Source organism: Paenibacillus sp. DS2015, assembly GCF_050433705.1.
Lineage (GTDB): Bacteria > Bacillota > Bacilli > Paenibacillales > Paenibacillaceae > Paenibacillus_AQ.
This window is the reverse complement of the sequence record NZ_JBNPWS010000013.1, coordinates 92,844-118,197: the sequence shown is the minus strand read 5'-3', so window position 1 is coordinate 118,197 and position 25,354 is coordinate 92,844. Positions and strand designations below refer to the sequence as shown.

The following is a 25,354-nucleotide window of genomic DNA, read 5'->3' as shown; positions in this document are numbered from 1 at the left end:
TTCTGTTGGCCTAACTTTTAATTGATCCAATTAGCATTCCTTTGATAAAGTACTTTTGTAGGAACGGATAAACGATAACAATGGGTAAGACGGATACAATAATGACCGCCATCTGAATACCTGCAGGTGACACTTCATTTACTCCCTCCAGCAAACTCCCTGCCTGGCCCAAATCGTTGCTTAGGATAATCTCTCGTAGCCGAAGCTGAAGTGGATACAATGCTCGACTATTGATAAAATACAACGCCGTGGAATAGGAGTTCCAATGAGCTACCGCATAAAATAGACCCATTGTCGCCATCGCTGGCTTGGACAGTGGCAGAATAATACTCCACAATGTCCGCAACTCACCCGCGCCGTCGATGCGTGCGCTATCGATCAACTCGGTCGGTAAGGCGACGAAGAAGGAACGCATGATGAACAGATTATAGGCACTAATCGCTGACGGAATGATCAGTGACCAGACCGAATCTATCAGATGTAGATTTTTGATGACCATATAATTCGGAATCAGTGGAGCTTGGAATATCATTGTTATCAAAATAAAAATCAGGATTATCTTGCGCAATGAATATTCTTGTCTTGATAACGGATATGCCAGCGACGCGGTCATAATCAAATTAATAAGTGTACCGACAACGGTTATAAAAACGCTCACTCCAAATGCACGCCATATGGATGAATCCCCCAAAATAACCTGGTAGTTTGTCAGCGTCATATCTACAGGAAGCAACTTCACACTACCGGCATTAATAGCTTTACTACTGCTAAATGATTTCGCTAATACATGAATTAATGGGAATAACATCGCACATCCGATAATCGTCAAAAAGATATAATTAAATCCGTCGAATAAACGGCCTTTGATTCGCATTCTGCTTCGTCTCCCTTCTCTAGTAGAGTCCTTCTCCCGATGTCTTCTTGCTCAGCGTATTCCCTAGCATAATAAGGAGCAATCCAACAACTGATTTGAATAATCCGATAGCTGTCGTATAGCTGTACTGCTGGTCAATGAGACCGACTCGGTATATATACGTATCGAGAATATCACCTTTACTTTCATTCAACGCGTTCACAAAAACGAACACTCGCTCAAAACCAAAGTCTAGGAAATTTCCGATATGAAGTAGAAACATAATCGTTATTGTTGGCAAGATTACAGGGATTGTAATCTTTATTGTCTGCTTCCAGCGACTTGCTCCATCGATCCGGGCAGCTTCATATAGTTCTGGATTCACACTCGCAAGCGCCGCTAGGTAAACGATTGTCCCCCAGCCGCTATCCTTCCATATTCCTGTTCCCACGAGGATACTCCGTATATACGAATCCTCCCCTAGAAAATAAATGGATTTGAGGCCAAATGTGTTTAGAATCTGATTGATGATACCTGTCGTCGGCGATAGAATACCGATCATGATGCCCCCAATAATGACCCATGATAAGAAATGGGGTAGGTATACGACCGTCTGCAGTACCCGTTTATAGATGCCCTTCCTTACCTCATTGAGGAGAAGCGCTATAATGATAGGAACCGGGAATGCCAATAATAGATCATAGAGCCCGATAAGGACCGTATTTCCCAGAATACGTAAAAACTCCGGATAAGTAAACATTCGCTTGAAATGGTCTAATCCTGCCCATGGGCTTCCAGAGAACCCCTTAAAAATGTTGTAATTCTGAAATGCCATGACCGAGCCCAACAGAGGCAAATATTTAAATACAATAAAATAAATAATTCCTGGCAGTGAAATAAAATAAAGCATCTTGTATTTCCGTAAATTACTCATACACCTTTGTAAGGGCGATTGTTCCTTGAGGTTCATCTTATAGACAGTGGGCGCAGGTTCTGACATCGTTATCGCTCCTTCTTGTATATATCGCTTTATGGCCTAATCTTATAACCTTTGGGACTATAACCGGAATGGGGTTTTGTCGTCTTGCCTGTGTTTTATTACGATCGCTTAAAGCAGTCTGCGATCATTCCCAAGCTCATGACTAACTTATATTGCTCTTATCATACGGCTCTCTCCCGCCATAACTGGAAACGTATATAGATAACCGTCCATAACCAGATCATCAGATGATCCTTCTTCATCCTTGAACTGAGTAGTTGGCATTAGATCCAGAGGCGTAGGCGACCAAAGTCGACACTCTCCAGTATATTGCGCATGAATAATGACTTGAGCAAGGTTTCCATCCCGCCAGCGTAAATCTATGCGGAATCCCCCCCTTGCTCGCAGTCCCTTTACCTCACCTGATGGCCAAGCCTCAGGCAGAGCAGGCAACAGTCTAAGTTCATTAGTCTGTGATTGTAAGAGCATCTCTGCAACACCTGCAGTGCCACCGAAGTTGCCATCAATTTGAAAAGGAGGATGGCAGTCGAGTAAATTATCGTAAGTAGAGGTGGTCAACAACCTAATCAAATGCTCATGGGCTTCTTTTCCCATAGCCAGACGTGCGTAGAAGTTAACAATCCAAGCCCGACTCCAGCCCGTATGTCCCCCGCCGCTTGATAACCTCCGCTCCAAAGTTCTTTGGGCTGCCATAGCAAGCTCAGGGGTCTGCCGTACGTCGATCAGTTCCCCGGGATACAAAGCAAACAGTTGCGAAATGTGCCGATGCCCAGGGTCTACTTCCTCGTGATCCTGATACCACTCCATAATTTGACCGTACCTACCGATCTCAGGACGCGGAATATCCATGATTGTCTCTTGGAGTAACGATACGAACGCTGTATCCTCATCTCCGGTAAGCTCAGCCGCCTCAACGCAGGCACCGAGTAAAGCCAAGGCAATCTGGGAATCCATGGAGGGCCCCATGCATAGACTACCACTGTCCCCATTGGGAAGCAGAAAGCGATTCTCTGGCGATACCGATGGCCCGGTAATCCTCTTTCCGTCCTCCTCCAACATATAATCCAGCAAGAAAAGGCCGGCTTCCTTCATGATAGGATACGCCCTGTCTTTCAGAAATTTAATATCCTTTCCAAAGCGATAATGCTCCCATAAGTGAAGACAGAGCCATGCAGCTCCCATAGGCCAAACCGTACAGGTCATTAGAATTCCTTCCGGTCTAGTCTCTGCCCATAAGTTCGTATTGTGATGAGCCATAAATCCACGGCAACCATACATTTCTCGGGCTGTTATCCGCCCATTCACTTGCATTCGTTCTATGAGATCGAAAAGCGGCTCATGGCACTCTGGTAACCCCAATACCTCGGCAGGCCAGTAATTCATCTGTACATTAATGTTAATCGTATATTTAGATTCCCAAGGGGGTGTGAAGCTATCATTCCAAATCCCCTGCAGATTGGCAGCCAGAGATTCAGGCCGGGAGCAGGAGAGAAGAAGGTACCGTCCGTATTGGACATATAAAGCTATAAGTCCAGGGTCACTAACTTCCGTTACGCTATCTACCGCTATCTCCTTTAGTCGATTCAGCCGTTCATCGGTTGGTAATAAGCTGTATGGATCTCCATCTGGAGTAAGTTGGATTTCAAAGCGAGTGAACTTCTCACTGTACTCTTTCAGGTGGCGCGTCTGCAGCTGTTCATATGACATCCCTACAGCCTGTTCCAACTGTTCAAGACAGGACTCTTCTGGATTCTTCTCACGGAATGTTGTCTGCGCAGCTAATAACAGAGTAACGGCGTCTGCTCCTTCTATAGATATAAAATCACCAATCGTCCGTATGATCCCCCCCTCGTTCACTGCGCGCAGTGCGGCGCAGAAACGGACGCCGTCCGTTCCGCACTCACCATCCATCAGAATCGTACCTTCAGGACCGATTCGGCATCCGCTGTCAAATGGACGTCTCATTAAATTAGCCGAAAATGTAAGCGTTCCCGGGTAATCTGTCGTTAAACGAATGACCATCACACCTTCAGGCTCGCTGACAAAATATTGTCTGCGATACAGGACTCCCCGAGAGCGAAAGGAGACTGTCACCATGGAACGCTCCAAATCCAGCTCCCGTTCATAATCTTCAACCGTATCTTCAATGCCCATAAATTTCAGTAGAAGGTCGCCCAGAGGTTGATAAGGCTGTTCATATTTAGGCGAAGCTGTCATCGCCATTCTGGCTAAATGCTCCGCCTCCTCTTGCCTGCCCTCTCGCAACAGGGTACGGATGTCTGTAAGATGAGCATGTGCAGGAGGATTCGCTGCACGACCAGGCCCGCCATACCAGAGTGAATCTTCATTCAATTGAATTTTGTCCAGTGAAGTCGTCCCGAACACCATCGCTCCAAGACGTCCGTTACCGATCGGGAGAGCTTCATTCCACTGCCCTGCTGGCCGGGTATACCACAGCCTGAGCGGTTCTTCGGTCTGTGATTTCAGTTCTGCCTTTTCCCGTAATCCACCTTCATACATCATGTGTACACAACCCTTCTGACTTTTCTCTGAAGAAATCCGTCCTTTGTTGTATCTCCAAATGATATGCTACGCCTATATTCCCCTTTTCGACATGGTATAGATTTTGAAGGGTTGTGTTTTTTTAAGGACCTTCACAATGCCGTGACATCCGACGATTGGAAATGGGCAACCCTTGTACTCTAACCTGACCTTAATAAAAAAGCAGCGACGATCTGGGACATGTAATTGTCCTAGACTGTCGCTGCTTGTATTAAATTCTTTCGGTACGATATGGTATTTCCACGTACGCCCGCTACCATTCTCCGCTAGCATGGTGACGCTATGCACTATTGTATAAGTAAGGACTCCAGTGTATTACTTTACGCGGTAATCAAGCTAATATTTCCTCGATTAGATCCAGTTCTTCATCCGTGAAGGATAGATTATTAATAGTCCCCACAGCATCCTCAATTTGGCTGACCTTGCTTGCCCCGATCAGGGCAGAAGTGACCTTACCACCGCGAAGTGTCCAAGCTAACGCCATCTGGGAAAGCTTCTGACCACGCTCCATAGCTAGATCGTTCAGCTTGCCCACTTTAGCTAATAGTTCCTCCGTCAAATCGCTCGGATTCATGAATACACTTGGTCCCGCAGCCCTGGAATCCGCTGCGATTCCATTTAAGTAACGGTCCGTCAATATTCCTTTATTTAGGGGTGAGAAGGCAATCGAACCGATCCCTTCCTCTTCCAATACTTGAAGTAATCCTCGCTCGGGTTCACGCGCCAGCATCGAATATTGCGGTTGATGGATCAAGCAGGGAGTTCCGAGACCTTTCAGAATACGAGAGGCTTCTAGCGTCATTTCAGGTGAATAATTGGAGAGACCAATATATAGAGCTTTACCTTGACGAACGATCAAATCAAGCACCGACATCGTTTCCTCAAGTGGTGTATCTTGATCTGGTCTATGGTGATAATAAATATCCACATAATCGAGTCCTAGTCTTGTTAAGCTCTGATCCAGACTAGCGACTAGACTTTTCTTAGATCCCCATTCTCCATAAGGACCCGGCCACATATAATAACCGGCTTTCGTAGAGATGACCATCTCATCACGATAAGCTCTGAAGTCATCCTTTAATATTCTCCCGAAAGTCTCCTCTGCGGAGCCTGCGGGTGGTCCATAGTTGTTAGCTAGATCGAAATGTGTAATACCCAAATCGAACGCTCTACTTACCATAGCTCTTGCATTCTCGTGCTTATCTATTCCACCAAAATTATGCCATAACCCAAGAGAAATGGCGGGTAACTTCAGTCCACTTTTACCGCATCTCCGATATGTCATCATTTCATATCGCTTGTCGTCTGCCAAATAAACCACATGAACCACTCCTTCTTTGTTATCAACTTATTATAGGTATTATTATGAGAATATCCCATAACAAGATGGATGCCATTTATGGATTAATGTCAGATTTGTGATTCTCTCTTTGATATTTCTTCGGCGGTATTCCTATCACCTTTTTGAACATTCTTGAGAAAAGTAGCTGATCCTGATATCCAACGGATCTCGCCACTTCTCCGACGGTAAATTTGCCACAACTAAGCAACTCACACGCCTTATTCATCCGATAATGCAGCAAATATTGACGAGGCGGCATGTCGAGTGCCTTTTTGAAAAGTGAACTAAGATGCTTACGATCCAAACCTAAATTCTCAGCGTGATTCTCGAGCGATATATCTTCACTATAATGATTATGTAGAAATTCTAACGTCTGGTGAACGTATTCTTCTTGTCTGCCAGATATAGCAACCAGTGGCGAATGGACTCCGGTCGCATCCACCCAAGCAGCCAAAAACTCAAAAAATATAGCATTCAGCCGTAAATCAAGAGATCCACTCGCAGTTGCTGCGGCGCTCGATAATTGATCGTATAATATGGGCATGACCTTGGAATCCATCGGAAAAACGGGTTGGACAGCAGATAGGTAGGTCCGGTTAAGAATCTCAGATACCTCTGTGCCTTGAAATCCGATCCATGAATATGTCCAAGGTTCTTCCCTATCGGCTTCATAGTAATAAACAACATCAGGATAGATCAGGAACCCTTGTCCTGCAACGAGTGTGTACGTCTCTGTACCTACGCGAACAATACCTTGCCCCTTATGAATGAAATGGATCTTGTACATATCTCTAACTCCCGGCCCTACAGCATGCCCTGGTACACAATCTTCCTTGCCCCAGAACAGTAAATGGAAATTAGGAGAGCATTCCGATGGACGAGATGGATTGAATTGAAATATGGCCATAGGCTATGACATGCCCCCCCTTCTTTCTTTTTAATCTATACCTACACTTACAAATATTCAATAGAGGCATCCAAAGTCCATGAACTACTTCCTTGAGCTGACAGCTTTTAATGAACCTCTTTCTTTTTTCTCCTCCCCATAATGAAGCTAAGTACAAGGCCCACACCTATTCCAATAGCTATGATGGCGATTAACCAAATCCGACTACGGTTCTCTTCATAGGCAAGCTCAAGGGAGTGAACGCCCACATTCGCCTTTTCGGCCCCTTCTGCAATAAGCCACAATTGCATCTCGACCATTTCGTCCACCTGAAGCTGCGGATAGGCTTCCTTCATCTTATCTCTTAAATTGTAAGAAGCCTTACCCACCAAGTCTGTAGGAGCTTGAAGAAGCATCCCTTCGTTTTGTCCACGCATATAGAGCATGAGTGACCATTGATTAGTAATGCTAGCAATATCCACTGTTAACATTGGGTTTTGCGCAATATCTACGTTCATGAACGGTGAGCTTACACCACCTCGATTCAAGATACTATCCTCCTGAATGACGGCCGTTTCATGATCGACGATCACGCTTCCTTGCAGAGATGGCACCGAGGACCACTCTGCCATTGAAGATGCCGTTCGCAGACCTGACCAGTCCGCCTCACTCAGAGGTCGATCTTCCTGATAGAACATATCCACACTTTGAAATTCCGCCTCTGCTCCTTCCTCGCCCGCAACGATTAGCCAGAGCTCTACTTCCTGAATTCCCAAATAAGTCATATCCGGGTGCATTCGCCTCATTTCCTTTACGACATCAAGGATAAAGTTCCCAGTTTCTGTTCCGTCTGGTTTCACATAGAACCCCCAAGGTTCACCTTTCACATGAACTTGAAGCGCCCATTTCGAACTGACGCTACTTACATCGACGATCGCGAAGGGCCTCCTGCTGAGATCAAGCTGGAAGGTAGGGCTAGCAATCCCTCCGTAACTACCCGCATCATTGGCTTCGGTTATTATGAGCTTATCTTGTTCTACCACCGTGTTGCCGGGCATGACTTCAATGGGTTTCCAACCCAACATGCTCTCCGCTCCAGCCGTTAGAATCGATTCGCCGCCTTCATTTCGCACGAACAGCTCAATCTCCGCCTTGTCGATTTCACCACTGGATGCTTCCAGTACCGCTTCAAGACGGTGAAAGCCATTGGCGAACGAGGTCGTATCTAATTCCAAAGAATGAGGAAGCTGAGATCCACTGAAGATCTCCTTCCCTGCAAAAGTGAATGTCAGTTCTTCAATGGTCTGATGGGCGGGTACGATCGTTTCCACATCGAGCTTTAACGTCCCATTGACTAGTTGTCTCTTTTGCAAAGCGAGTATATTAACTACTGGTTTTGCAGCAGGTGCAACGAATACGTCATGAATGAACGTTTGCTGCTCCTTCGAGGAGAGCGTTCCACCCGCAGGCACGATGACAATGACTGCTGCCGTATCGCCTTTCATTCGAAAAGTAGTCTGCTCTTTCACATCACGCGCGACAAAGCTACCTTTAACCGAGTCGAATAGATCAACCGGATCACTTCCTAAACTCGTCATCTCAACGATTTGTTCAGACTCATGCGGATTATAATATAAGAAGGTTGGATAAGCCTCTTGATGGAAATAATCGGTTTTCAAAGTATCTATCTTCAGAATACCTTCCACGTTTGTCTGCTCGATTAAACCTCCTAGGTAACCAGCAAAGGATCCGCTATATAAAGAAAAGTCCGTATTTCCCCATCCATAAACCGTCGGATCGCCGCTTGCATAAGGAGACTTTCCCTTAAGTTCTTTTCGCAGTCCCTCATACGGGATGACATGCTGCGGGTCTCCCTTCCAGTCTGCGCCAGATTGATTCTCTGACGGAAGCGCATCGGCATAGAACAATCTCGACTGATTGGCTGCATTTAGCATCCATTTTCCAATATCACGCGCGTAACGCGGATCGTAACGAACTACTGGAGCTAGCGCACCGAACGCCGCGAACGTGTTCATGGCAAAAGCATAACCGCCATTATCATTGAGACTACCGAGCAGGCCGTGGGCGTCGTAATCCCCCCATTTCTCCGTGACCGTCCCCCAACCGTCTCTTGCCTTGCTGCCCCCATCGAACACCCAGTTCATCATCTTGTTGACATCATAATCCTTACCCTGCTCCGCGTTCATCCGTGCGGCTACATACGGGGCTGAATATAGCAAAACCTCGTAAAGTGGGTTATCTTCCTGCCGCTCCAGATAATCCATACTTAACTCAGCTGCCTGCAAATAATCAGCATCTCCGAATTTCGCATAAGCCATATACTGCAGCAAGGCCACGCCCGCAGCCGCATCCGGCTCCGTCCATTTTTCATTTCGAAAGGGCTCCATTTTGTAAAAATCAAAAGCAGTATAGTTATAATCCGCCCGTCCGTATTTCCCACCGAGCTCCTGCACAGCTGCTGCCCACTTATCGGCTGTGTCACGCATGATTTCTTCAGAGTTCTCAATATCTGGATAATAGGAATTCAGTGCGTAGAATAAAACGTGCGGCAGTAATTCATACCAAAATGTCTGACCACTTACCGTCTTTGGATTATTTAAAATAACGTTTTCACCATTGTCTTTATTATAGAAGGTTTGCAACATTTTCACGTAATCGTGTCCGTTTTGATCACTTTTGTCAATGCCAACCAACGTTCCACTCAGAACAGCAGCCATCGTATTGATCGCTTCCTGTGAACCATCTGTCCCTTGTGAAAATTTACCGACATACGACATAAGGCCAAACGTATCCTCATCCAAATTATGATGGGTCCGATCCCACCAGCCTACAGGCAGAAACTCTCCTTGTTTCGTGAAATCAAATACGAATTGGTCGTATGCGAGCGCCGTCCCCCTCCAATCCTTCAACAGATAAGGCTCGGGAATGTTCGGCATTTGTTGGATTTTATTGATCCGCTTTTGTACAATCTGCCCGGATTCCGACGGCTCCTGCGCAGCAGTTGCATAAACGTCCCGTTCCCCAATTCCCCTCAATCCTAAGCAACCCATTAGGATGACTAAAGTCATGATCAACCTTTTCCACATCATGAATACCCTTCTCCTTTCTCCCTGTTTATAAAAAACACCTGCCGTTGCCAGAGTCTATTTACTCATTGGCGGCAGGTGTGTATACAGGTCAATAAAATTATTTAATAATAGCGTTAAATTTCTCGATCGTGCTCTTCACCGCAGCATTGACATCGTCACCTTTTTCGATCGCTTGGGTCAACTTCTCCCAGATTGCTCCGTCAATTTCGCTTTGTTTCGGTTGATTGTTGAAGCCTCTAGCCACTTCAGATGCTTGGCGAATCGCTTCAATTGCATACTCTTTTTCTGGGCGGCTTGTTTTAATGAGATCGAACCCGCTTTTTGTTGGTGCTACTACTTTCCACTCGTGGATCGCATTTGTCATGTCTACAAGTGCTTTTGCCGCAATTGTTGGGTTTTTCGTCTTGCTCGCCATCGCTGTTACTCCGATCCAGCTAAACGTTACTTTCTCCGTACCATGCGGAGGTACAACCATACCGAGCTTGAAGTTCGATGTTTTCTCGAAATCATCACCGGCACCACCTACGAACATAGCCACCTTACCTGTTTTAAACATATCGCCATTACCCATAGAATCTGCTTGGGCACGTGCTGGAGCGATCCCTGATTTAATGATGGTTTGATACATTTCTAAACCTTTGATGGACTCAGGTGAATCCAGCTTGATGTTACCTTCTTTATCGAACACATCACCACCGTAAGACCACGTATACATGGCCGTTGGAATGTTGTTCAGCAATGCGCCCCATTCGCCGTCTTTTGTCAATTCTTTGCCGGCTGTAATAAAATCTTCCCACGTCCAATCATTTGTCGGAAGCGCCACACCTGCTTTTTCAAATAAATCTTGGTTGTAATAAAGCACATAAGGTTGGGATATCCATGGTAATGCATACAATTGGTTCTTATATTGACCTACATCGATCGTCCCTTGGAAATAATCATCAGCCTTATAATTGGCAACCCCCGTCAAGTGCTCATCAAGCGGAGCGATTGCGCCCAAGCTCGCATATTGAGCAACATATTCTTGAGATAACCACATGAAATCTGGAGACTGTTTACCTGCGATCATCGTTTGTAGCTTTTGATAATAGTCAGCCGGTATGCTCTGTACTTCGATTTCATAATCTGTCGCACTTGTATTTACCTTCGCTACTAATTCTCCGAATTCCCGTAGCTCTTCCGCTCCTGCCCATGTTGCCACTTTCAACTTCACTTTCTCAGTTGGTTTAGTAGCGTTCTCTCCTTTATCCGTGGGCGCGTTACTGTTGGCAGCAGGTACATTCCCGTTATTTGAGCCGCCACATGCAGCTAACACTACCGTAAACGACAACATCAATGCCAAAACAAATCCAAATCGTGCAGTTCTATTCTTCTTCATGTGTAGAGCTCCCCTTAATTTATATTTGAAATTGATTCCGACTATTTCGTCTGAACCAAGCTTCATCCTGATAGCATACGCTTATCCCTTAATACCACTTAATTTAATTCCTTCTACAAAATGCTTCTGAGCAAGGAAGAAAACAATAAGTACTGGAAGCAGTGAAAGAATTGATCCAGCCATGAGCGGCCCCCACTCGACCTTCATAACACCCTTAAACATCGACAATCCAAGAGTCAATGTGAATTTATCCACATCATTCAAATAAATAAGTGGGCCTAGCAAATCGTTCCAGCTCCCTTGGAATGAGAAAATGCCGATTGTAACCAATGCAGGTATGGATAATGGGAGAAAAATCTTCCGAAAAATAGTAAAGCTATTTGCCCCATCGATAACGGCTGACTCTTCCAAATCTTTTGGAACGGAGAGAAAAAACTGCCGGAGAAGAAAGATAAATACCGGAGCCCCTCCGAAAAATCCAGGAACGACAAGTGGTAAGATGGAATTACTCCAGCCGATCGCGCTAAAACCGATAAACACCGGAATCATCGTAACTTCACCCGGAAGCATAATGGTAGAAAGTACTAACATAAACCATATATTTTTTCCAGGGAAATTGAACCTTGCGAAACCGTACGCCACGAAGGCGGAAACAAATACATTAGATAACAATTGAAAAATAGTAATGACCAGCGTGTTCTTAAAAAGGACAAAGAAATTAATTTCTGTTATAGCTCTCGTATAATTTTCCCAATGAAATCCGTCAGGCAAAAACTGAGGAGGAATTTGAAAAATCACATTTCCTGATTTCAAGGAAGTAGAAATCATCCATATCAGCGGAAACAAGGTACTTATGGTGAAGATCCCTAGAAAGACATACAAAACAATGTTACGCAGAACCTTTTTTTGTTTTCTTCCCATCCCGTAAGAGGCCATTTACTTCACCGTCCTTCCCGCTTTTTTTGGTATTAACTTCACTCTCGTAGTAAACCCATGCCGAGGATGACTTAAAGGCGATCAGGGTGAGGATCATGATAATAACGAATAATATCCAAGCCATCGCAGTTGCATATCCCATTTTGAAAAACTTAAAAGCGTTCTCATACAAATAGATCATATAGAAGCGGCCCTCGTTCTCCGCCCCTCCAATAATGTAGGCATCTCCGAACTTACGCATTGCGCCGACAATCCCCATAATAAGATTGTAGAAAATAACCGGTGTCAGCATCGTCAACGTAATGTGTTTAAATTTCTGAAAAGCACTCGCCCCATCAATTTCTGCAGCCTCATACAAATGTCCGGGAATATCCTGTAGACCTGCTAGATAAGTTAGCATCCCGCCTCCGGCGCCCCATATCACCATCATTAAGTAGGATGGCATCACTAGAGATCCATCGGTTAGCCAACCAAGTGGAGCAATTCCGATCTTGGAGAGCAGGAGATTGATAAGTCCAAAGTCTGTATCCAGAATCCACTTCCACAGCAAGGAGATCGATACCCCAGATACGATAGCTGGTAAATAAAGCGCCGTGCGGAAGAAATATACCCCTTTCACCTTCGTGTTCACCAAGAGCGCGATCACTAGCGAGGTTGCAATTCCTAGTGGTACTGAAATGACGGCAAATTTCAGCGTCACCCATAAAGCCTTGCGGAAATCTTCATCTTTTATTAGATCTACATAATTTCCAAAACCTATGTATTTCGGTTTGTTGAACGTGTCCCACTCCGTCAGCCCAACATAGAAGGCGAAGATAAGAGGTACAACCGTAAATACAAGAAACCCAATGATCCAAGGAGTTATATATATATAACCCGTATATTTCTTTGACCCCATATTCTCTCCCCCTGTGAATAATTCATCTTGATTCACATGACAACTGTGGCAAACAGGATAAACTGTAATGTATAATGTAAACGTTTTACACTTACTATTAATTACTATTTTAGTTCACAATTTCATTTTGTCAACATTATTTTTTGGTTACAATCACTAATTTATAATTTGTAATGCTTATTTTGTAATGTTATGTCATGTAAATCGTGAATATTCACATTTTTATACACCCTATTGAAATTAAAGAGAACAGTCTGCTCGACTGTCCTCTCTGCTTACTTCCTTAAATTCACTCATAAACCAGGCTATCCAGTATTTCCTTTAGACTGAGCTCCGCACAAGCCATTGAGGTATCAGCTACGCCATAATACATTCTCACAATATCCCCATCGACAATCGCTCCACAGGAAAATATGACATCCCCAAAAAAGCCATTCTTCTCATAAGCGGCCTCTGGCTCTATCACAGGTTTAAGCGAACGCGCAATCACCTTCGTAGGATTTTCTAGCTCAAGCAGAACGGCTCCCATACAGTAACGGTACTCATTCGTCGCCCCATGGTATAATTCAAGCCAGCCCCTCTCAGTTTTGATAGGTACCGCACCGCCACCAATCCGGCCACTGTCCCAGGTCCCGTCCCGCAGACCCAACAGATGCCTATGATTTCCCCAATACAGCAGATTATCCGATTCTGCGATCCAAATCTCTGGCCTACCGACACTTTTCATAGTCGGACGGTGAAGTGCATAATATTTATTACCAATTTTTTCAGGAAAAATGAGTACATCCTTGTTATCGGGGCAAAATATCATGCCATGATGGGTAATATTTATAAAATCTTTGGTAGAAACCATGGATTCGCCGATGCCTTCCGGAGAAACGACCGAAAAATAAATATAATAATCCTCACCGATTTGCGTTACGCGCGGATCTTCAACTCCATAAATCTCCTGAGCGTTTGAGGGATAGATAAACGGCTGGCTATCTATAGTAAATTGACGTCCGTCCTTACTTCGGGCAATGCGAATGTAAGATATACAAGTTAAATAGGCAAAGGTTGCACTTTGGTTACGGTCTCTAACCACACGAGGATCTGAAAAATCATACCGCTCGTCGTTTCGATCCAGCTCCACGAGATCGATTTCCCCTGTGTTCGTATTATAAATAGGGGATAGTACTTTATCCGGATCATCACTAATCGGCTGTTCAGCAACTCGAAGAAGCAGCAATGTTTCTCCCTTATACTCAGCAACGCCAGCATTAAATGCTCCGATGACTTTGAAGCCATCATGATAAGGCTGTACATCAGCCGGCGTCACTAACGGGTTTTCTTCATAACGGTAAATGTTCATGCCTAATTCACCCCATGAGTTTCAAATTTCAAAAACGGATCTGGAATAGTTATTCTTTGAGCCTCTGCGTCACTGATTCCGGCATATAATACGGCAGTTCCATCCTTACACCTTATAAGTCCGCCGCTAAAAATGACGTCTATTAAATCCTCTCTTTTGGCCTCCCCCGGTAGAAACTGATCCCGTATTGCAATCAATTCAATATCTGAATGCTCGCCGGTAACCGGATCCATTGCGAAGACCATAGCATAGTAATGACGATTCACGTCATCATCAAAGCAGGCGATATGACCTAAAATGCCGATTAGTCCATTTGATAGCACATGGACTTCATTGGCACCTCCCCATTCCGATTCGATAAATTGGTCTTCCAAAAGCGGTGCTTCCTCTATCCTTTCAATCGTTAATTCTGTAAGAGAAGCTACGCGCGCAAATCCAATTTTACCGCGTCCACCCTTCTCTCCCTGCAATCTTGTAAGAATGACGACGCTTCCATCATGAAGTTCTGCTATACGCAGATCCTTCATGCCGTTTGGACCTGTAAAAAACAACGTAAGATCTTGAAGGTACTTACCTTTGTACATCACTGTCCGCCACGCAAGAGCACCTTCGTGAACAGGATGAGGATAGACCTGTACACCACCGAGGATAATTTCTCCGTTAACTCTCGTATAGAACGGATCCTGAAGCGTTAACTCTGGCATACCTTTTCTAGGAACCCAAGCTCCATCTCGTTCTACGAAAAACATGATATTCGAATGCTCGCTGTCTCTGAATTCGACACGTCCAGCGATCACTAGCTCCCCATTGTCTTCAAAGGGAGCCGTAATGTTGTATACATCGCGTTCTCCCACTCTCGTAAAATGCAGTTTAACCACGTTAGTTACGGGTTCGTTTTTGTTTAAATATTCTTTCAGTAGTATCGCACAGGTTTTTACATCGTTTTTGATCAATTCCGTCATCAATATTCCCCCTTTATTTAGATTGTCAATTTCCCCAATAATCTAAAATTAATAAAAACCTTAAATCCCTCATCATGAGTAACGTTACAAAAGGATTACTTTTCTTTATTATTCTAATTCACATTCATTATTAATGACGAGAAATAAAAAGTCAATCAAAACTATTAAAATGAGAAATCCTTATAAAAACAGTTCCTTTTTCGTATTGAGTACGATATAATTTGTAACGTTACAGATTGTTTATATAACTGATATATTGTATTCGGAAAGGAAAGATAATCTTGAAGCAGCAAAAAGTAACAATGCAAATGATTGCGGAAACTTTACAGATCTCCAAAAACTCAGTATCTCAGGCTCTTACAGGCAAGGATGGGGTCAGCGAGGAAACGAGGCAGCTCGTTATTCAAACGGCTGAAAAGCTAGGGTATTCATACTCCGAAACCCGAAAAAAGAAGCAGACTGATCGAAACCGTAGCATTGCTTTGATTGCTTCAGACTTCGCGTTCTCAAGAAGTTTTTTCGGAGAAATATATTTATCCATAGAACAAGAATGCTCAAAACAAGGTATAACTTTGCAAATACAGTCCATCAACCCACATGCCAGAGAAAATCTTATTTTACCATCCTTTCTGCAGAACCAAACTGTCGACGGCGTGCTGATCCTCTCTCACATTAGTACAGAATATATCAACACTGTCTTAGATACGGGTATTCCCACCGTTCTCATTGACCACCATCATCCACATATCCATGTGGATTGCATTTTAATCAACAATCGCTTTGGTGGCTATGAAGCTGTTCACCAATTAATTAAGCTTGGCCACAAACAAATCGGCTTCTTAGGTGACATTTCTTTCTCGCCCAGCTATCAAGAACGACTGGAAGGATACAACCTAGCTATGAATGAAGCAGGCCTAACGATTCATCCGGAATGGCTGCTAAAGGATGTTACTGAGGAGGCTGCTGAAGTAACCGATAAACTATCAAAGATGGCTTCACTACCTACAGCTTGGTTTTGCATTAACGACGGTTTGGGATTTCTATTAATTTCATCTTTGCAGCAAATGGGATACAAGATCCCCGATGATTTTTCCGTATGCAGCTTTGATAACGGACAACTATCGCGGATTAATACGCCGACTACTACTACCATAGCAGTGGATTTAAGTAAATATGGCCAAAAGGCCTTCCAGCAACTACTCTGGAGAATGAACAACCCAGACGAGCCCTACATCGAAGTCCATCTCCCCACCACGTTGATCGAAAGGGAATCGACAAAACAACGTTTTGAAGATGATACTAACGTAGCCCCTGATTGCTGAGACCACTCTTTTTAGAAGAACGATGGAATTAATATTTGCTATGGGTAAGAGGTATCTTACATACCGAACAAGAAGTGCATATTCTTGGGTATGCTTATCTCTACGTTAGTTAGGGCAGTTCCATAGCCAGCCATCGGCTTCGGAACTGCCCTCTTTTTTCAACATGTACGTTGATCATTATGTAATAGTCAGGGCGATTCTCTCATTTGCTAAAATACTTATAGCATTGAAAAAAACCCGCCTTCTACAAGTTTACCGTAGATCAGACGGGTCATCACGCTTTTGTTGCCCTTCACTTTGTTCCTCTTAGTTTAGATCAGCCGTACACTACTTTGAAAGCCTCTTCTACCTTGGGTAGAATTTCATCCCACTCTACATCTGGTTGCTTACTAACCGTTATAAAATTTCTCATCCCAAATAGATTATCAATACCTTCTATATCGAGTAGGGCACTAGCCAGCGGATGATCTGTTTGATCACCACTCTTCAATGATGTACTTCCAGTACCTTCAAATATCGCCTCGCTTGTATTGATCTTGATTGAATTCGGATTTGGTGTCTCTTGAACATTAATTTCTATTGCCATGTAATCACTCCTTTTATGATATTGTAACATTGTAACTTGCAGATACAAACCTTATTAGATATTCTACCCTTCCACAGCCAATCAACCGCGTAATTATTACCTCTATCCTTCCGACCCAATAGTAATCTATTTAATAAAAATGCCAAGAACCTCCCTAGCTCGAATGAGAGCAGGAAGGTTCTTGATTGTGTTTCAGAGATTGTTCAAATAGTCACCTATTAGAATGATCTCATTTCTTCATTAGATTGAGTAAATTCACAATAGCTTGCGCACTTTCTGCGCGACTTGAGTTCGCCTTGGGAACGAATTTGCTCTTGCTTTGTCCATTCATCAATCCAAGTAACCTAGCTGCTTGAACCTCTTTAATAGCCCACGCACTGATCTGCTGTTCATCGGTAAACGAAGGTAGTGTTGAACCATTCGATACCGCTGATGTTGCGTTCCTCACCTTGTAAGCACGTAGGATCATCGCAGCCATTTCTTCCCGTGTGATCGTTGCTTGAGGTGCGAATGTAGACTCATTCTTACCCTGCACCAGTCCATTATGATAAGCAATGGATACTGCGGAAGCATACCAAGCCTTACTATCGACGTCCGTGAAGGATATACTACCTTCAGCCTTTAGGTTCAAGGCCCGAACGAGCATAGCTGCAAACTCAGCACGAGTTACCTGTTGACCTGGACTAAATGTACTGTCCGTCGTGCCTTCTACCACATGCTTAGCTGCAAGTTCTTTGATGGCAGCTTCCGCCCAGTGGCCATGTAAATCTGCAAACAATTTATTGAACTCCAGTACTACATACTTACCTGAATGGTTAACGTTCGCTTTAAGCTTACCATCCTCCCAATACCCGCCAACGTATTCCACTTTTCCATTGTCCCCAACGAAATATACACCAAGAAGCTTCTTATTCGCTGAAGGATCAACCGTAAATGCAATTGTTATTGGTGTTGAGTACGTTTCTGTCTTCACTTCTTTTCCATCCTTCATTGTGACAGACAGTCCGAGATCAAACATCTTACTTGCTAATTCCAGCTTCGTTGTCGAACTATCTGACTTCTCGATAAGGGATTTCGCTGCTAATGCATCCACTTCATCCATTCTAAAGGAGATCAGAGCACCCACAGATTGCCCAGCCGTTAACGATTCCTGAATAGCCTTCAGTAACGAAGAAGGAAGCACAACCGTGAAATCGCCTTTTTTGATTTCAATCGGCTTGGACCCTACAATTTCCGCAGAATTCAACGGAAGTAGAACCCCATTCTCATTAGCGCCAAGATCAATAGATATTTTCTCTTTGTCGCTTTTCAGTGACTCTGCACTGACGACCTTCTGAGTTTGGGTAGTACTGTTGCTGTTATCAGTTCCAGTTCCAGTTCCAGTTCCAGTTCCAGTTCCAGGTCCAGGTCCAGGTCCTACTCCAGTTCCAGGTCCTTCCACAGTTCCATTATCAGACGTTCCTGAAAGTATGACAGTTCCACCTTCATTCATACCTGGAAGACTGAAACTAACCTTTTGAGCATTCGTTACGGTATAAGCCTTACCACTGTACTCGTCTTTCACTTGACTTCCAGCCACAAAAGGTACGCTAATCGTAACGTCTGTAGCGGTTGTCTTCGTGTTAATGACGGTAACGATATTCTTATTCTCATAATTTTTGTTAAATGCTAGATATCCTGCTTCATTGGAAGCAACTAATGATGTCCGTGTTCCTTTGGAGTACAATTTGGAATACGTAGCTCGGATGTTTAGCAGCTTTTGGTAATGGTCATGCAGCGCTTTCTCAGTTTCTAACTGATCCCACGGCATATCCTTACGGTTCTCGCTGAACTGTCCCAGTCTCATGGTACCTGCATTATTACCTGTAAGACCTAATTCTTCCCCGTAGTAAATGACAGGCTGTCCTTTGGAAGTAATTTGTAACGCTGCTGCAATTTTGAGCTTGCCCTTATCTCCTCCCGCATAATCAATTAGGAATCCATTTTCATCGTGGCTACTCAGGAACTGCCCCATGGTTTTTGTGTTATCCATCTTTGCTTCACGAGCAGCTAGGTAAGCTTCAACCGATGCAATATTTCCATTGGCGAAATCTCTTGCATTCTCATTGAAACTGAAGTCAAGAAGACTATCCATTTGACCACTTTGGAGCATACCTCCATCACTATCTACGCTTGCACCGAAGGATTCGCCGATCATTTTGAAGTCGGGGTTAATCGCAGTCAATGCATTCTTGAATGCTTTCCATGTCGTATCTTCCACATGTTTCACGGTATCGACACGGAAATAATCAATTGAATCCCCACGATCTGTTGTAGCACGCTCCAGCCAACCCGCCTGCCAATCAATGATTTGTGCGCGAACATCAGCATCCTCTGTCTTGAAATCAGGAAGCTCAACTAACTCTCCCTTAATCGGATCTTCATCCGCGGTAATTCCGTCTGTTCTCAACATGCCCGCGAAGCGGTCCTTGTCTGCCTGCGTGATGCCAGGACGATTATCATCTGCTTTAAGACCATAACCCGTATGATTTAAGACCACGTCTACCATAATCTTAATTCCTTTATCATGAGCCGTATCGATTAACTCTTTGAACGTTTCTAGATCGCCTAGATGTTCGTCGATCTTCGTAAAGTCCTTAGCCCAATAACCATGATAACCATACTGTTTACTCTCGAAATCAACACCTTTATTGAAATCGATGTTGTCCACGATCGGTGTAATCCACAACGTGTTTATACCTAACTGTTGCAAGTAATCCAACTTGTCGATAAGACCTCTGAAATCACCACCGTGGTAGGCTTCAAGATGACTTTTATCGACATCATTATTATTCGTTGTATCACCGTCCAAGAATCGATCCGTCAGAGCGAAATAAATACGAGCTTCGTCCCAATCGAAATCATTCTTTCCAGTATTCGTTCTCACCTTGACCTGTACGGTCGCAGAATGAGTATGCTTATTTCCATATTGATCCACTAATGTGATCGGAATATTCTTCGATCCAGCAGCAATAGAATCCTTCACCGCAATGGACTGTTCCAGAATTTCCGTGTCAAACTTCACTTTTGAAGGTCCACCCAATGCGGTGAGGTCCATATAACCTTCTCTGTAAGATAGTTCTCTATCCGATGAAACATTCAGTTTCAGTACCGCATTCTCGTTAGACGAGATTACCGTTGGATTAAGGGTCGATTGAATAGTCACCACTGGGATGAAATATTCCACGACTGATTTTCCATTAACCGTATTGTAAGGATCTGTAATTTCGGTAGTCTTTCCATCCTTCGTTACTAAGAAGGTGTACTCATGAGTACCATTCTCCACATTAGTCAATGTATAACTAAACCATTCCTTTGCTGGATCGTAAGTCATGGCATATTCTACACCGTCAACTTTAACTATAACTTTTGCATCTGTGATAGACGTCATTTGATTGCTTTGGAAAAGAGCATCGTCTCTGTACACAAACGTTATATTTCCGTCATTCAGAATAGGTCCCGTGACACTTGGTAAAATATCAGCTGCTTGGACCATGCTTGTCAATTTCACTTTGGTAAGTATATCTCCTGGGTTCACAGAAATGGTACGATCATCTGGAATATCCTGCTTGATACCATTCCAAAGTAATTCTGCAGATTTAACTACATCTGTTTTTATAAGAACGAATCCAACGGTCGTGGTTTGGGGTGCAATTTCAATCATTACGGACGCCACACCATTCTCAGCGACACCCTCCGTTATATTTTGGAATTCAGTCAGATCGATATTATCTAATCCGGTACCCCATATCCAGAGCTTCCAATCAGTATAATCCTTATCTGGGCGGATATAATTGATTTGAACGTAACGCTTAGCTGATTTAGGGGTAGGGGTAACGGTAACCGTAATATTTACCGTTTCGCCACCAAATGTAGCTGTAATTGTCGCTGTACCTTTAGCAACTGCCTTCACAAGGCCTTTTGTAGTCACGGTAGCGACTTGAGTGTTACTTGAAGCGTAAGTAGCCTGAGTTGTTATCTTTCTGCGGGTATTATCATCGTATTTCGCATAAACCACTAATTGTTGCGTCTTACCTTTTTCTACTGAATAGCTGGCTTTGTCTGTTTCTAACGATGTTAATACCGCTGCTGCGGCTTCTTGCTTAATAATGACTGCCGTTAATGGATCTAGCGTGATTGAGTTAGATGTAAGTGAAAATCCGGATTTGTCAGTAACCTCCAAGACTCCTGCCTCATCATTGTCTACTACGACCGTACCTGCAGTTAAGTCTTCTGTAAGCGTAAGTTTTCTTGCTGTATTATCTGCATTCATGAATACATAATAATTCCCTGTTCCATCTGTTGCTTTGTTCTTATAAGCAATAATGAGATCATTTGCTTGAACCTCTGGTGCTTGGATTAAAGTTACATTGGAGTCTACTAGAGACATATCCCCTAGTCTAAAAGCATCCGTTGACTTTCTTAATGCCATCAATCCTGCTGTATATTCTCTTGTTGTGTTGTTCACAGGATATGCCAATTCATCCGTTGCTTTCTTCCAATCAAACATATTAATGGCATCGGTAGAGTCATTGGAATCATGTATGAATTGTCCGAACACATCTCCATTTTCATCTGTTAAGGAAGTATACTTTTCTTCTGGTAATCCTACTCCGTGCCATTGTTTGGTACGTCCATATTCCTGTCCTGCATGGAGAAAAGCAGTCCCTTGGGAGGTCAGCACAAACATATTCCCAAGCCTTATCCGCTTATGAATCTCAAGATCATTAGCCGGTATAGATGGATCTTTATGAATCGATTGAGCAATAACATCATAAAGCGTTAAATTGTCGTGTGCTTCGATATAGGGTACAATATCACCCGGATCATCGGCAGGCGTATTGCTTGGCTGCGCTTTGATGTTGTTAAAGATACCGTTGATGTCCCGCGCACCACCCGTAATAAATCTCGGCTCCCCTTCGGAACCATAACCGGACTTCAATTCATTTCTGATCTCATCGGAGAACACACCCACACTGTCGGTTTTATCCATCCAGTCCTGATCCGCGCCTTTACCTGCTAGCGAAGGATCTGATAATGCTCCTTTAAAATTTTTCCAACCTTCACCGATAAATAGAACGTTAGGATTGATTGCCTCTGCTGCATCATAGGCATTCTGCACAGCATCATAAGTTGCATCACCCATCATGTCCCAGCGCATTCCATCAATTTTATACTCTTCGAACCAATATTTAACAGAGTCTACCATCAATTTCTCTGCCATCTTATGGCTTGTCGCTAGATTGTTTCCGAACGTTCCAATATTCTTTCCACTCGCATCTTGGAATGAATAATAATTAGGTACGATATCATCCAATTGACTTGTATTAGCCATATGAGTGTACACAACATCCAAGACTACACCCATGCCCTCGTCATGAATGGCATCAATCATTGCCTTCAGTTCTTTGATTCTCAGTTCCGGATCTGTAGGATCTTCGGAGTAAGCACCATCCGGTGAGAAGTAGTTATGTGGATCATATCCCCAGTTGTATTCATTGTCCTTAGCTGAATAATCAAGTTCTCTATCCTTCATCTTCATCTCATCCCCGTAATACCAAGCCATTACAGGAAGCAATTGAATATGTGTAACACCAAGAGATTTGATGTAGTCAAGCTTACTTTTAAAGGCATCATAGGAGCCCCATGTTGCAGTGTTCAAGCTATTCTCAATAGATGGGTCTGATGTGAAGTCTCTCACATGAATTTCCCAAATAATCGCATCTTCTCTTTTTTCATATCCCTCAATATCGGCATAGTCAAAATTCGCTGGATCCGTTCCGCTTAAATCCACGATGGCCGCTTTCCCTACAGTATCTCCATCAGGACCAACACCACCGGTACTTTTGACTCTAAATGCAGCCATAGATTTAGCATAAGGATCAAGCACTTGTTTGGTGACACCATTATTAGTCACGTCATACTGATAGAAATAACCTTTTAGGTCTGTAACACTGCCATTTCCCAGATCTCCTGGGGCAACCTTAGCAGACCACACTCCCTTGTCTCCTTGGGTTAAATTAACGTGTCCAACAATCTCTGTAGAATCATCCTTGTTATATACATTGGCAACAACTGAACTCGCTTGGGGTGCCCATAGTTTAAACGTTACACTCCCTGCCTCATATGTTGCTCCGAGGTCATCTCCCTCATAATTGTACAGCTCGTCGATCATTCTCCAACCTTTGGTGGCGGATACCGTTTTCCCCGAATAGACGATACTTAATGGGGTATCATCCAATGAGAACGGTGTTGTAACCACTTCAACCGCTGTTGCACTGGTGATTTTGACACTTTTCACGGTTATAGTAGCACCGTTCTTATCTGTAATGATCAGCCCGCTTTTCAATGCTGCTTCTTCCAGTCCTTCGGTCATCGTAAAACCTAGAAGAATTTTACTATCGGATATTACTTCTCCGGACAATAAACCCGTAGGCACTTCCCCGAAAGGAGAGACATATACGGAATTGTCACCTTGCTTGATCCACAACTGATTGTATTTATCTAGAAGATTAAAGTTTCTATTCGCTTCTTGGTCTAAATTCCCTAATGTGCGATGCACAACAAAAAAACCAAGTTTCTTTGCACCTTCTGTGAGTGGAATATCCACATATGCACCATATCTATCTACTTGCCCATCCGGGAAAGGGGTTGCCCCTGTTGCCCAACCACTAGAAGGACTTGCCACGTCCTCCCAATTCCAAATACCGTAGGGGCTATAGTTCTTGTCTGCTCTTTGATAATGTATGCGAACTGTGTTGGGCGCAATATCAACAGGTTCATATGGAGTAACTACATCGGAACCTTTTTTGACCCATATTTCATTCGTCTGAGGCGTCGTTATTGAAATATTCTTGTCCTCACCATCTTTGGCCCCATTATTACGATTTACAACAATGGCTTTAATAGATTTCGCTGTGCTTGTAATTGGAATATCCATATAAGCACCATAGTTATCTACCTGTCCAGTTGGGAAGGCGATTGCTCCTGATGGCCAACCCGTAGTTGCTGTTGCAACATCACCCCATAGCCATAGTCCCATACCATCAGCTGCAGCTGTCAACACGTTATAGTGGACTCGAAGATGTCCTGCTGGAACTTCACTAACAGATCCTCCAGCAGATCCTCCAGCAGATCCTCCAGGATCAACTGGTACAACTAGTACAACAAAGTCAGCTGTAACATTATGATCAATTGCATTGTAATTAAAAGTGACGGATAGCTCTTGAGGAAGACTCAATTGCTTATTACCGATAGCAGGAGTAGGATAAGCATCGTCATCCCAAGTTGAACCTAGAACTATTTTATATTCATAATCACCCTTGTATACAACCTTGGTGACCGAGTACACATTATCAAAATTTTCATCCGTCATAATTGCACTGGCAATTCCCGGATTCCAATCCGCTGCATCTCCAATTTCAGTCTGTAAGTTCCCAACTACCCGCGGGATCTTATCCGCTGCAATAGGCGTATAATAAGTTGAATCTGCAATTTTGTGAGAGTTATCGTTGTAGTAGAAAGTCACTTGCGTTTCTTCAGTTAATGTAATGCTGATGTTCTCCCCAGCGATAACACCAGCTGGTTTGGTATAGTTACCCAATCCATAACTAACATCCCCCGTACCGTCCATGGCAACCTTGTAATCGTAAGTACCTGCGGGTAAGGTGCCGCTAAACTGATAGTTTCCATTACCTTGGTCAACCATTTCGGTAGCAGTAGACTCTGGATCCCAATCCTCTGCATTTCCCAATGCCTTTTGCAAACTACCTACCAGTACAACTTTAGTAGGAGCTGCTGCACCTACTTGTAGGGGATATAACCCGATACTCGAAATCATAAGAACAAGAGTCATAAAGATAGACAACATTTTCTTCCTTTTAAAAGAAAAATTCATTTAGGCAACACTCCCTCATTTAAAATTCAACAGAAACTGCAAACGATTGCACAAAAAGGCAGTATCCCCCCTTTTAAATCTATATCTACTAAGCCACTATACTCGTGATAGTCAGCACCCATGATGAGAATTCTAATCCTTACACGGAAACATATTCCAATCAATGAAACCGTTTGCATATATATTATAACTCTTTTAGCAACTCGTCAATTTATAAATTTTTAAATTAAAT

General features: G+C 43.5%; 14 protein-coding genes. 1 reads left to right on the top strand and 13 read right to left on the bottom strand.

Features of this window, described 5'->3' with window-relative positions; all coding sequences use genetic code 11:
* Window positions 1-10 precede the first annotated feature (10 nt).
* From J2T13_RS13365 to J2T13_RS13315, 11 genes are all read right to left on the bottom strand, one after another.
* Complete coding sequence (locus tag J2T13_RS13365; RefSeq protein WP_429371988.1) at window positions 11-874, bottom strand: carbohydrate ABC transporter permease; 864 nt, start codon at window positions 872-874, stop codon at window positions 11-13.
* Window positions 875-893: 19 nt separating this feature from the next.
* Complete coding sequence (locus tag J2T13_RS13360; protein ID WP_429372030.1) at window positions 894-1,823, bottom strand: ABC transporter permease; 930 nt, start codon at window positions 1,821-1,823, stop codon at window positions 894-896.
* Window positions 1,824-2,000: 177 nt separating this feature from the next.
* On the bottom strand, window positions 2,001-4,373 hold the full coding sequence (locus J2T13_RS13355) for a glycoside hydrolase family 95 protein (protein WP_429372028.1): 2,373 nt from the start codon (window positions 4,371-4,373) through the stop codon (window positions 2,001-2,003).
* A 373-nt stretch (window positions 4,374-4,746) separates the two neighbouring features.
* Window positions 4,747-5,736 (bottom strand): aldo/keto reductase, encoded by a 990-nt coding sequence (locus tag J2T13_RS13350; protein WP_429371986.1) that lies wholly within the window; start codon window positions 5,734-5,736, stop codon window positions 4,747-4,749.
* 76 nt (window positions 5,737-5,812) lie between these two features.
* Window positions 5,813-6,664, bottom strand: coding sequence for an AraC family transcriptional regulator (locus tag J2T13_RS13345; protein WP_429371984.1), 852 nt, complete (start codon window positions 6,662-6,664; stop codon window positions 5,813-5,815).
* A gap of 107 nt (window positions 6,665-6,771) precedes the next feature.
* Window positions 6,772-9,753, bottom strand: coding sequence for a hypothetical protein (locus tag J2T13_RS13340; RefSeq protein WP_429371982.1), 2,982 nt, complete (start codon window positions 9,751-9,753; stop codon window positions 6,772-6,774).
* Window positions 9,754-9,850: 97 nt separating this feature from the next.
* Entirely contained in the window at window positions 9,851-11,131 is a 1,281-nt protein-coding gene (locus tag J2T13_RS13335; protein WP_429371980.1) for an ABC transporter substrate-binding protein, read from the bottom strand.
* An 81-nt stretch (window positions 11,132-11,212) separates the two neighbouring features.
* Window positions 11,213-11,959, bottom strand: coding sequence for a carbohydrate ABC transporter permease (locus J2T13_RS13330; protein ID WP_429371978.1), 747 nt, complete (start codon window positions 11,957-11,959; stop codon window positions 11,213-11,215).
* A 61-nt stretch (window positions 11,960-12,020) separates the two neighbouring features.
* Window positions 12,021-12,965, bottom strand: coding sequence for a carbohydrate ABC transporter permease (locus J2T13_RS13325; RefSeq protein WP_429371976.1), 945 nt, complete (start codon window positions 12,963-12,965; stop codon window positions 12,021-12,023).
* A 289-nt stretch (window positions 12,966-13,254) separates the two neighbouring features.
* Window positions 13,255-14,316 carry a BtaManbiosPhlase gene (locus J2T13_RS13320; RefSeq protein ID WP_429371974.1) on the bottom strand — a complete coding sequence of 354 codons (1,062 nt, stop codon included), beginning with the start codon at window positions 14,314-14,316 and terminating at the stop codon, window positions 13,255-13,257.
* A 2-nt stretch (window positions 14,317-14,318) separates the two neighbouring features.
* Complete coding sequence (locus J2T13_RS13315; protein WP_429371972.1) at window positions 14,319-15,278, bottom strand: MTP-1 family protein; 960 nt, start codon at window positions 15,276-15,278, stop codon at window positions 14,319-14,321.
* Between the two features lie 281 nt (window positions 15,279-15,559).
* Here J2T13_RS13315 and J2T13_RS13310 point away from each other — a divergent pair, with 281 nt between their 5' ends.
* Window positions 15,560-16,600, top strand: coding sequence for a substrate-binding domain-containing protein (locus tag J2T13_RS13310; protein ID WP_429371970.1), 1,041 nt, complete (start codon window positions 15,560-15,562; stop codon window positions 16,598-16,600).
* 316 nt (window positions 16,601-16,916) lie between these two features.
* Here the strand turns inward: J2T13_RS13310 and J2T13_RS13305 are convergent, their stop codons facing one another.
* On the bottom strand, window positions 16,917-17,186 hold the full coding sequence (locus J2T13_RS13305; RefSeq protein ID WP_429371968.1) for a NifU N-terminal domain-containing protein: 270 nt from the start codon (window positions 17,184-17,186) through the stop codon (window positions 16,917-16,919).
* Window positions 17,187-17,415: 229 nt separating this feature from the next.
* Complete coding sequence (locus J2T13_RS13300; RefSeq protein WP_429371966.1) at window positions 17,416-25,122, bottom strand: pullulanase; 7,707 nt, start codon at window positions 25,120-25,122, stop codon at window positions 17,416-17,418.
* Window positions 25,123-25,354: the final 232 nt, after the last annotated feature.

Coding starts and splice junctions, on each gene's coding strand:
- J2T13_RS13330 (WP_429371978.1), bottom strand. CDS start 11,959: ATGATTTCTACTTCCTTGAAATCAGGAAATGTGATTTTTCAAATTCCT.
- J2T13_RS13340 (WP_429371982.1), bottom strand. CDS start 9,753: ATGATGTGGAAAAGGTTGATCATGACTTTAGTCATCCTAATGGGTTGC.
- J2T13_RS13315 (WP_429371972.1), bottom strand. CDS start 15,278: ATGACGGAATTGATCAAAAACGATGTAAAAACCTGTGCGATACTACTG.
- J2T13_RS13320 (WP_429371974.1), bottom strand. CDS start 14,316: ATGAACATTTACCGTTATGAAGAAAACCCGTTAGTGACGCCGGCTGAT.
- J2T13_RS13305 (WP_429371968.1), bottom strand. CDS start 17,186: ATGGCAATAGAAATTAATGTTCAAGAGACACCAAATCCGAATTCAATC.
- J2T13_RS13335 (WP_429371980.1), bottom strand. CDS start 11,131: ATGAAGAAGAATAGAACTGCACGATTTGGATTTGTTTTGGCATTGATG.
- J2T13_RS13345 (WP_429371984.1), bottom strand. CDS start 6,664: ATGGCCATATTTCAATTCAATCCATCTCGTCCATCGGAATGCTCTCCT.
- J2T13_RS13365 (WP_429371988.1), bottom strand. CDS start 874: ATGCGAATCAAAGGCCGTTTATTCGACGGATTTAATTATATCTTTTTG.
- J2T13_RS13300 (WP_429371966.1), bottom strand. CDS start 25,122: ATGAATTTTTCTTTTAAAAGGAAGAAAATGTTGTCTATCTTTATGACT.
- J2T13_RS13355 (WP_429372028.1), bottom strand. CDS start 4,373: ATGTATGAAGGTGGATTACGGGAAAAGGCAGAACTGAAATCACAGACC.
- J2T13_RS13360 (WP_429372030.1), bottom strand. CDS start 1,823: ATGAACCTCAAGGAACAATCGCCCTTACAAAGGTGTATGAGTAATTTA.
- J2T13_RS13325 (WP_429371976.1), bottom strand. CDS start 12,965: ATGGGGTCAAAGAAATATACGGGTTATATATATATAACTCCTTGGATC.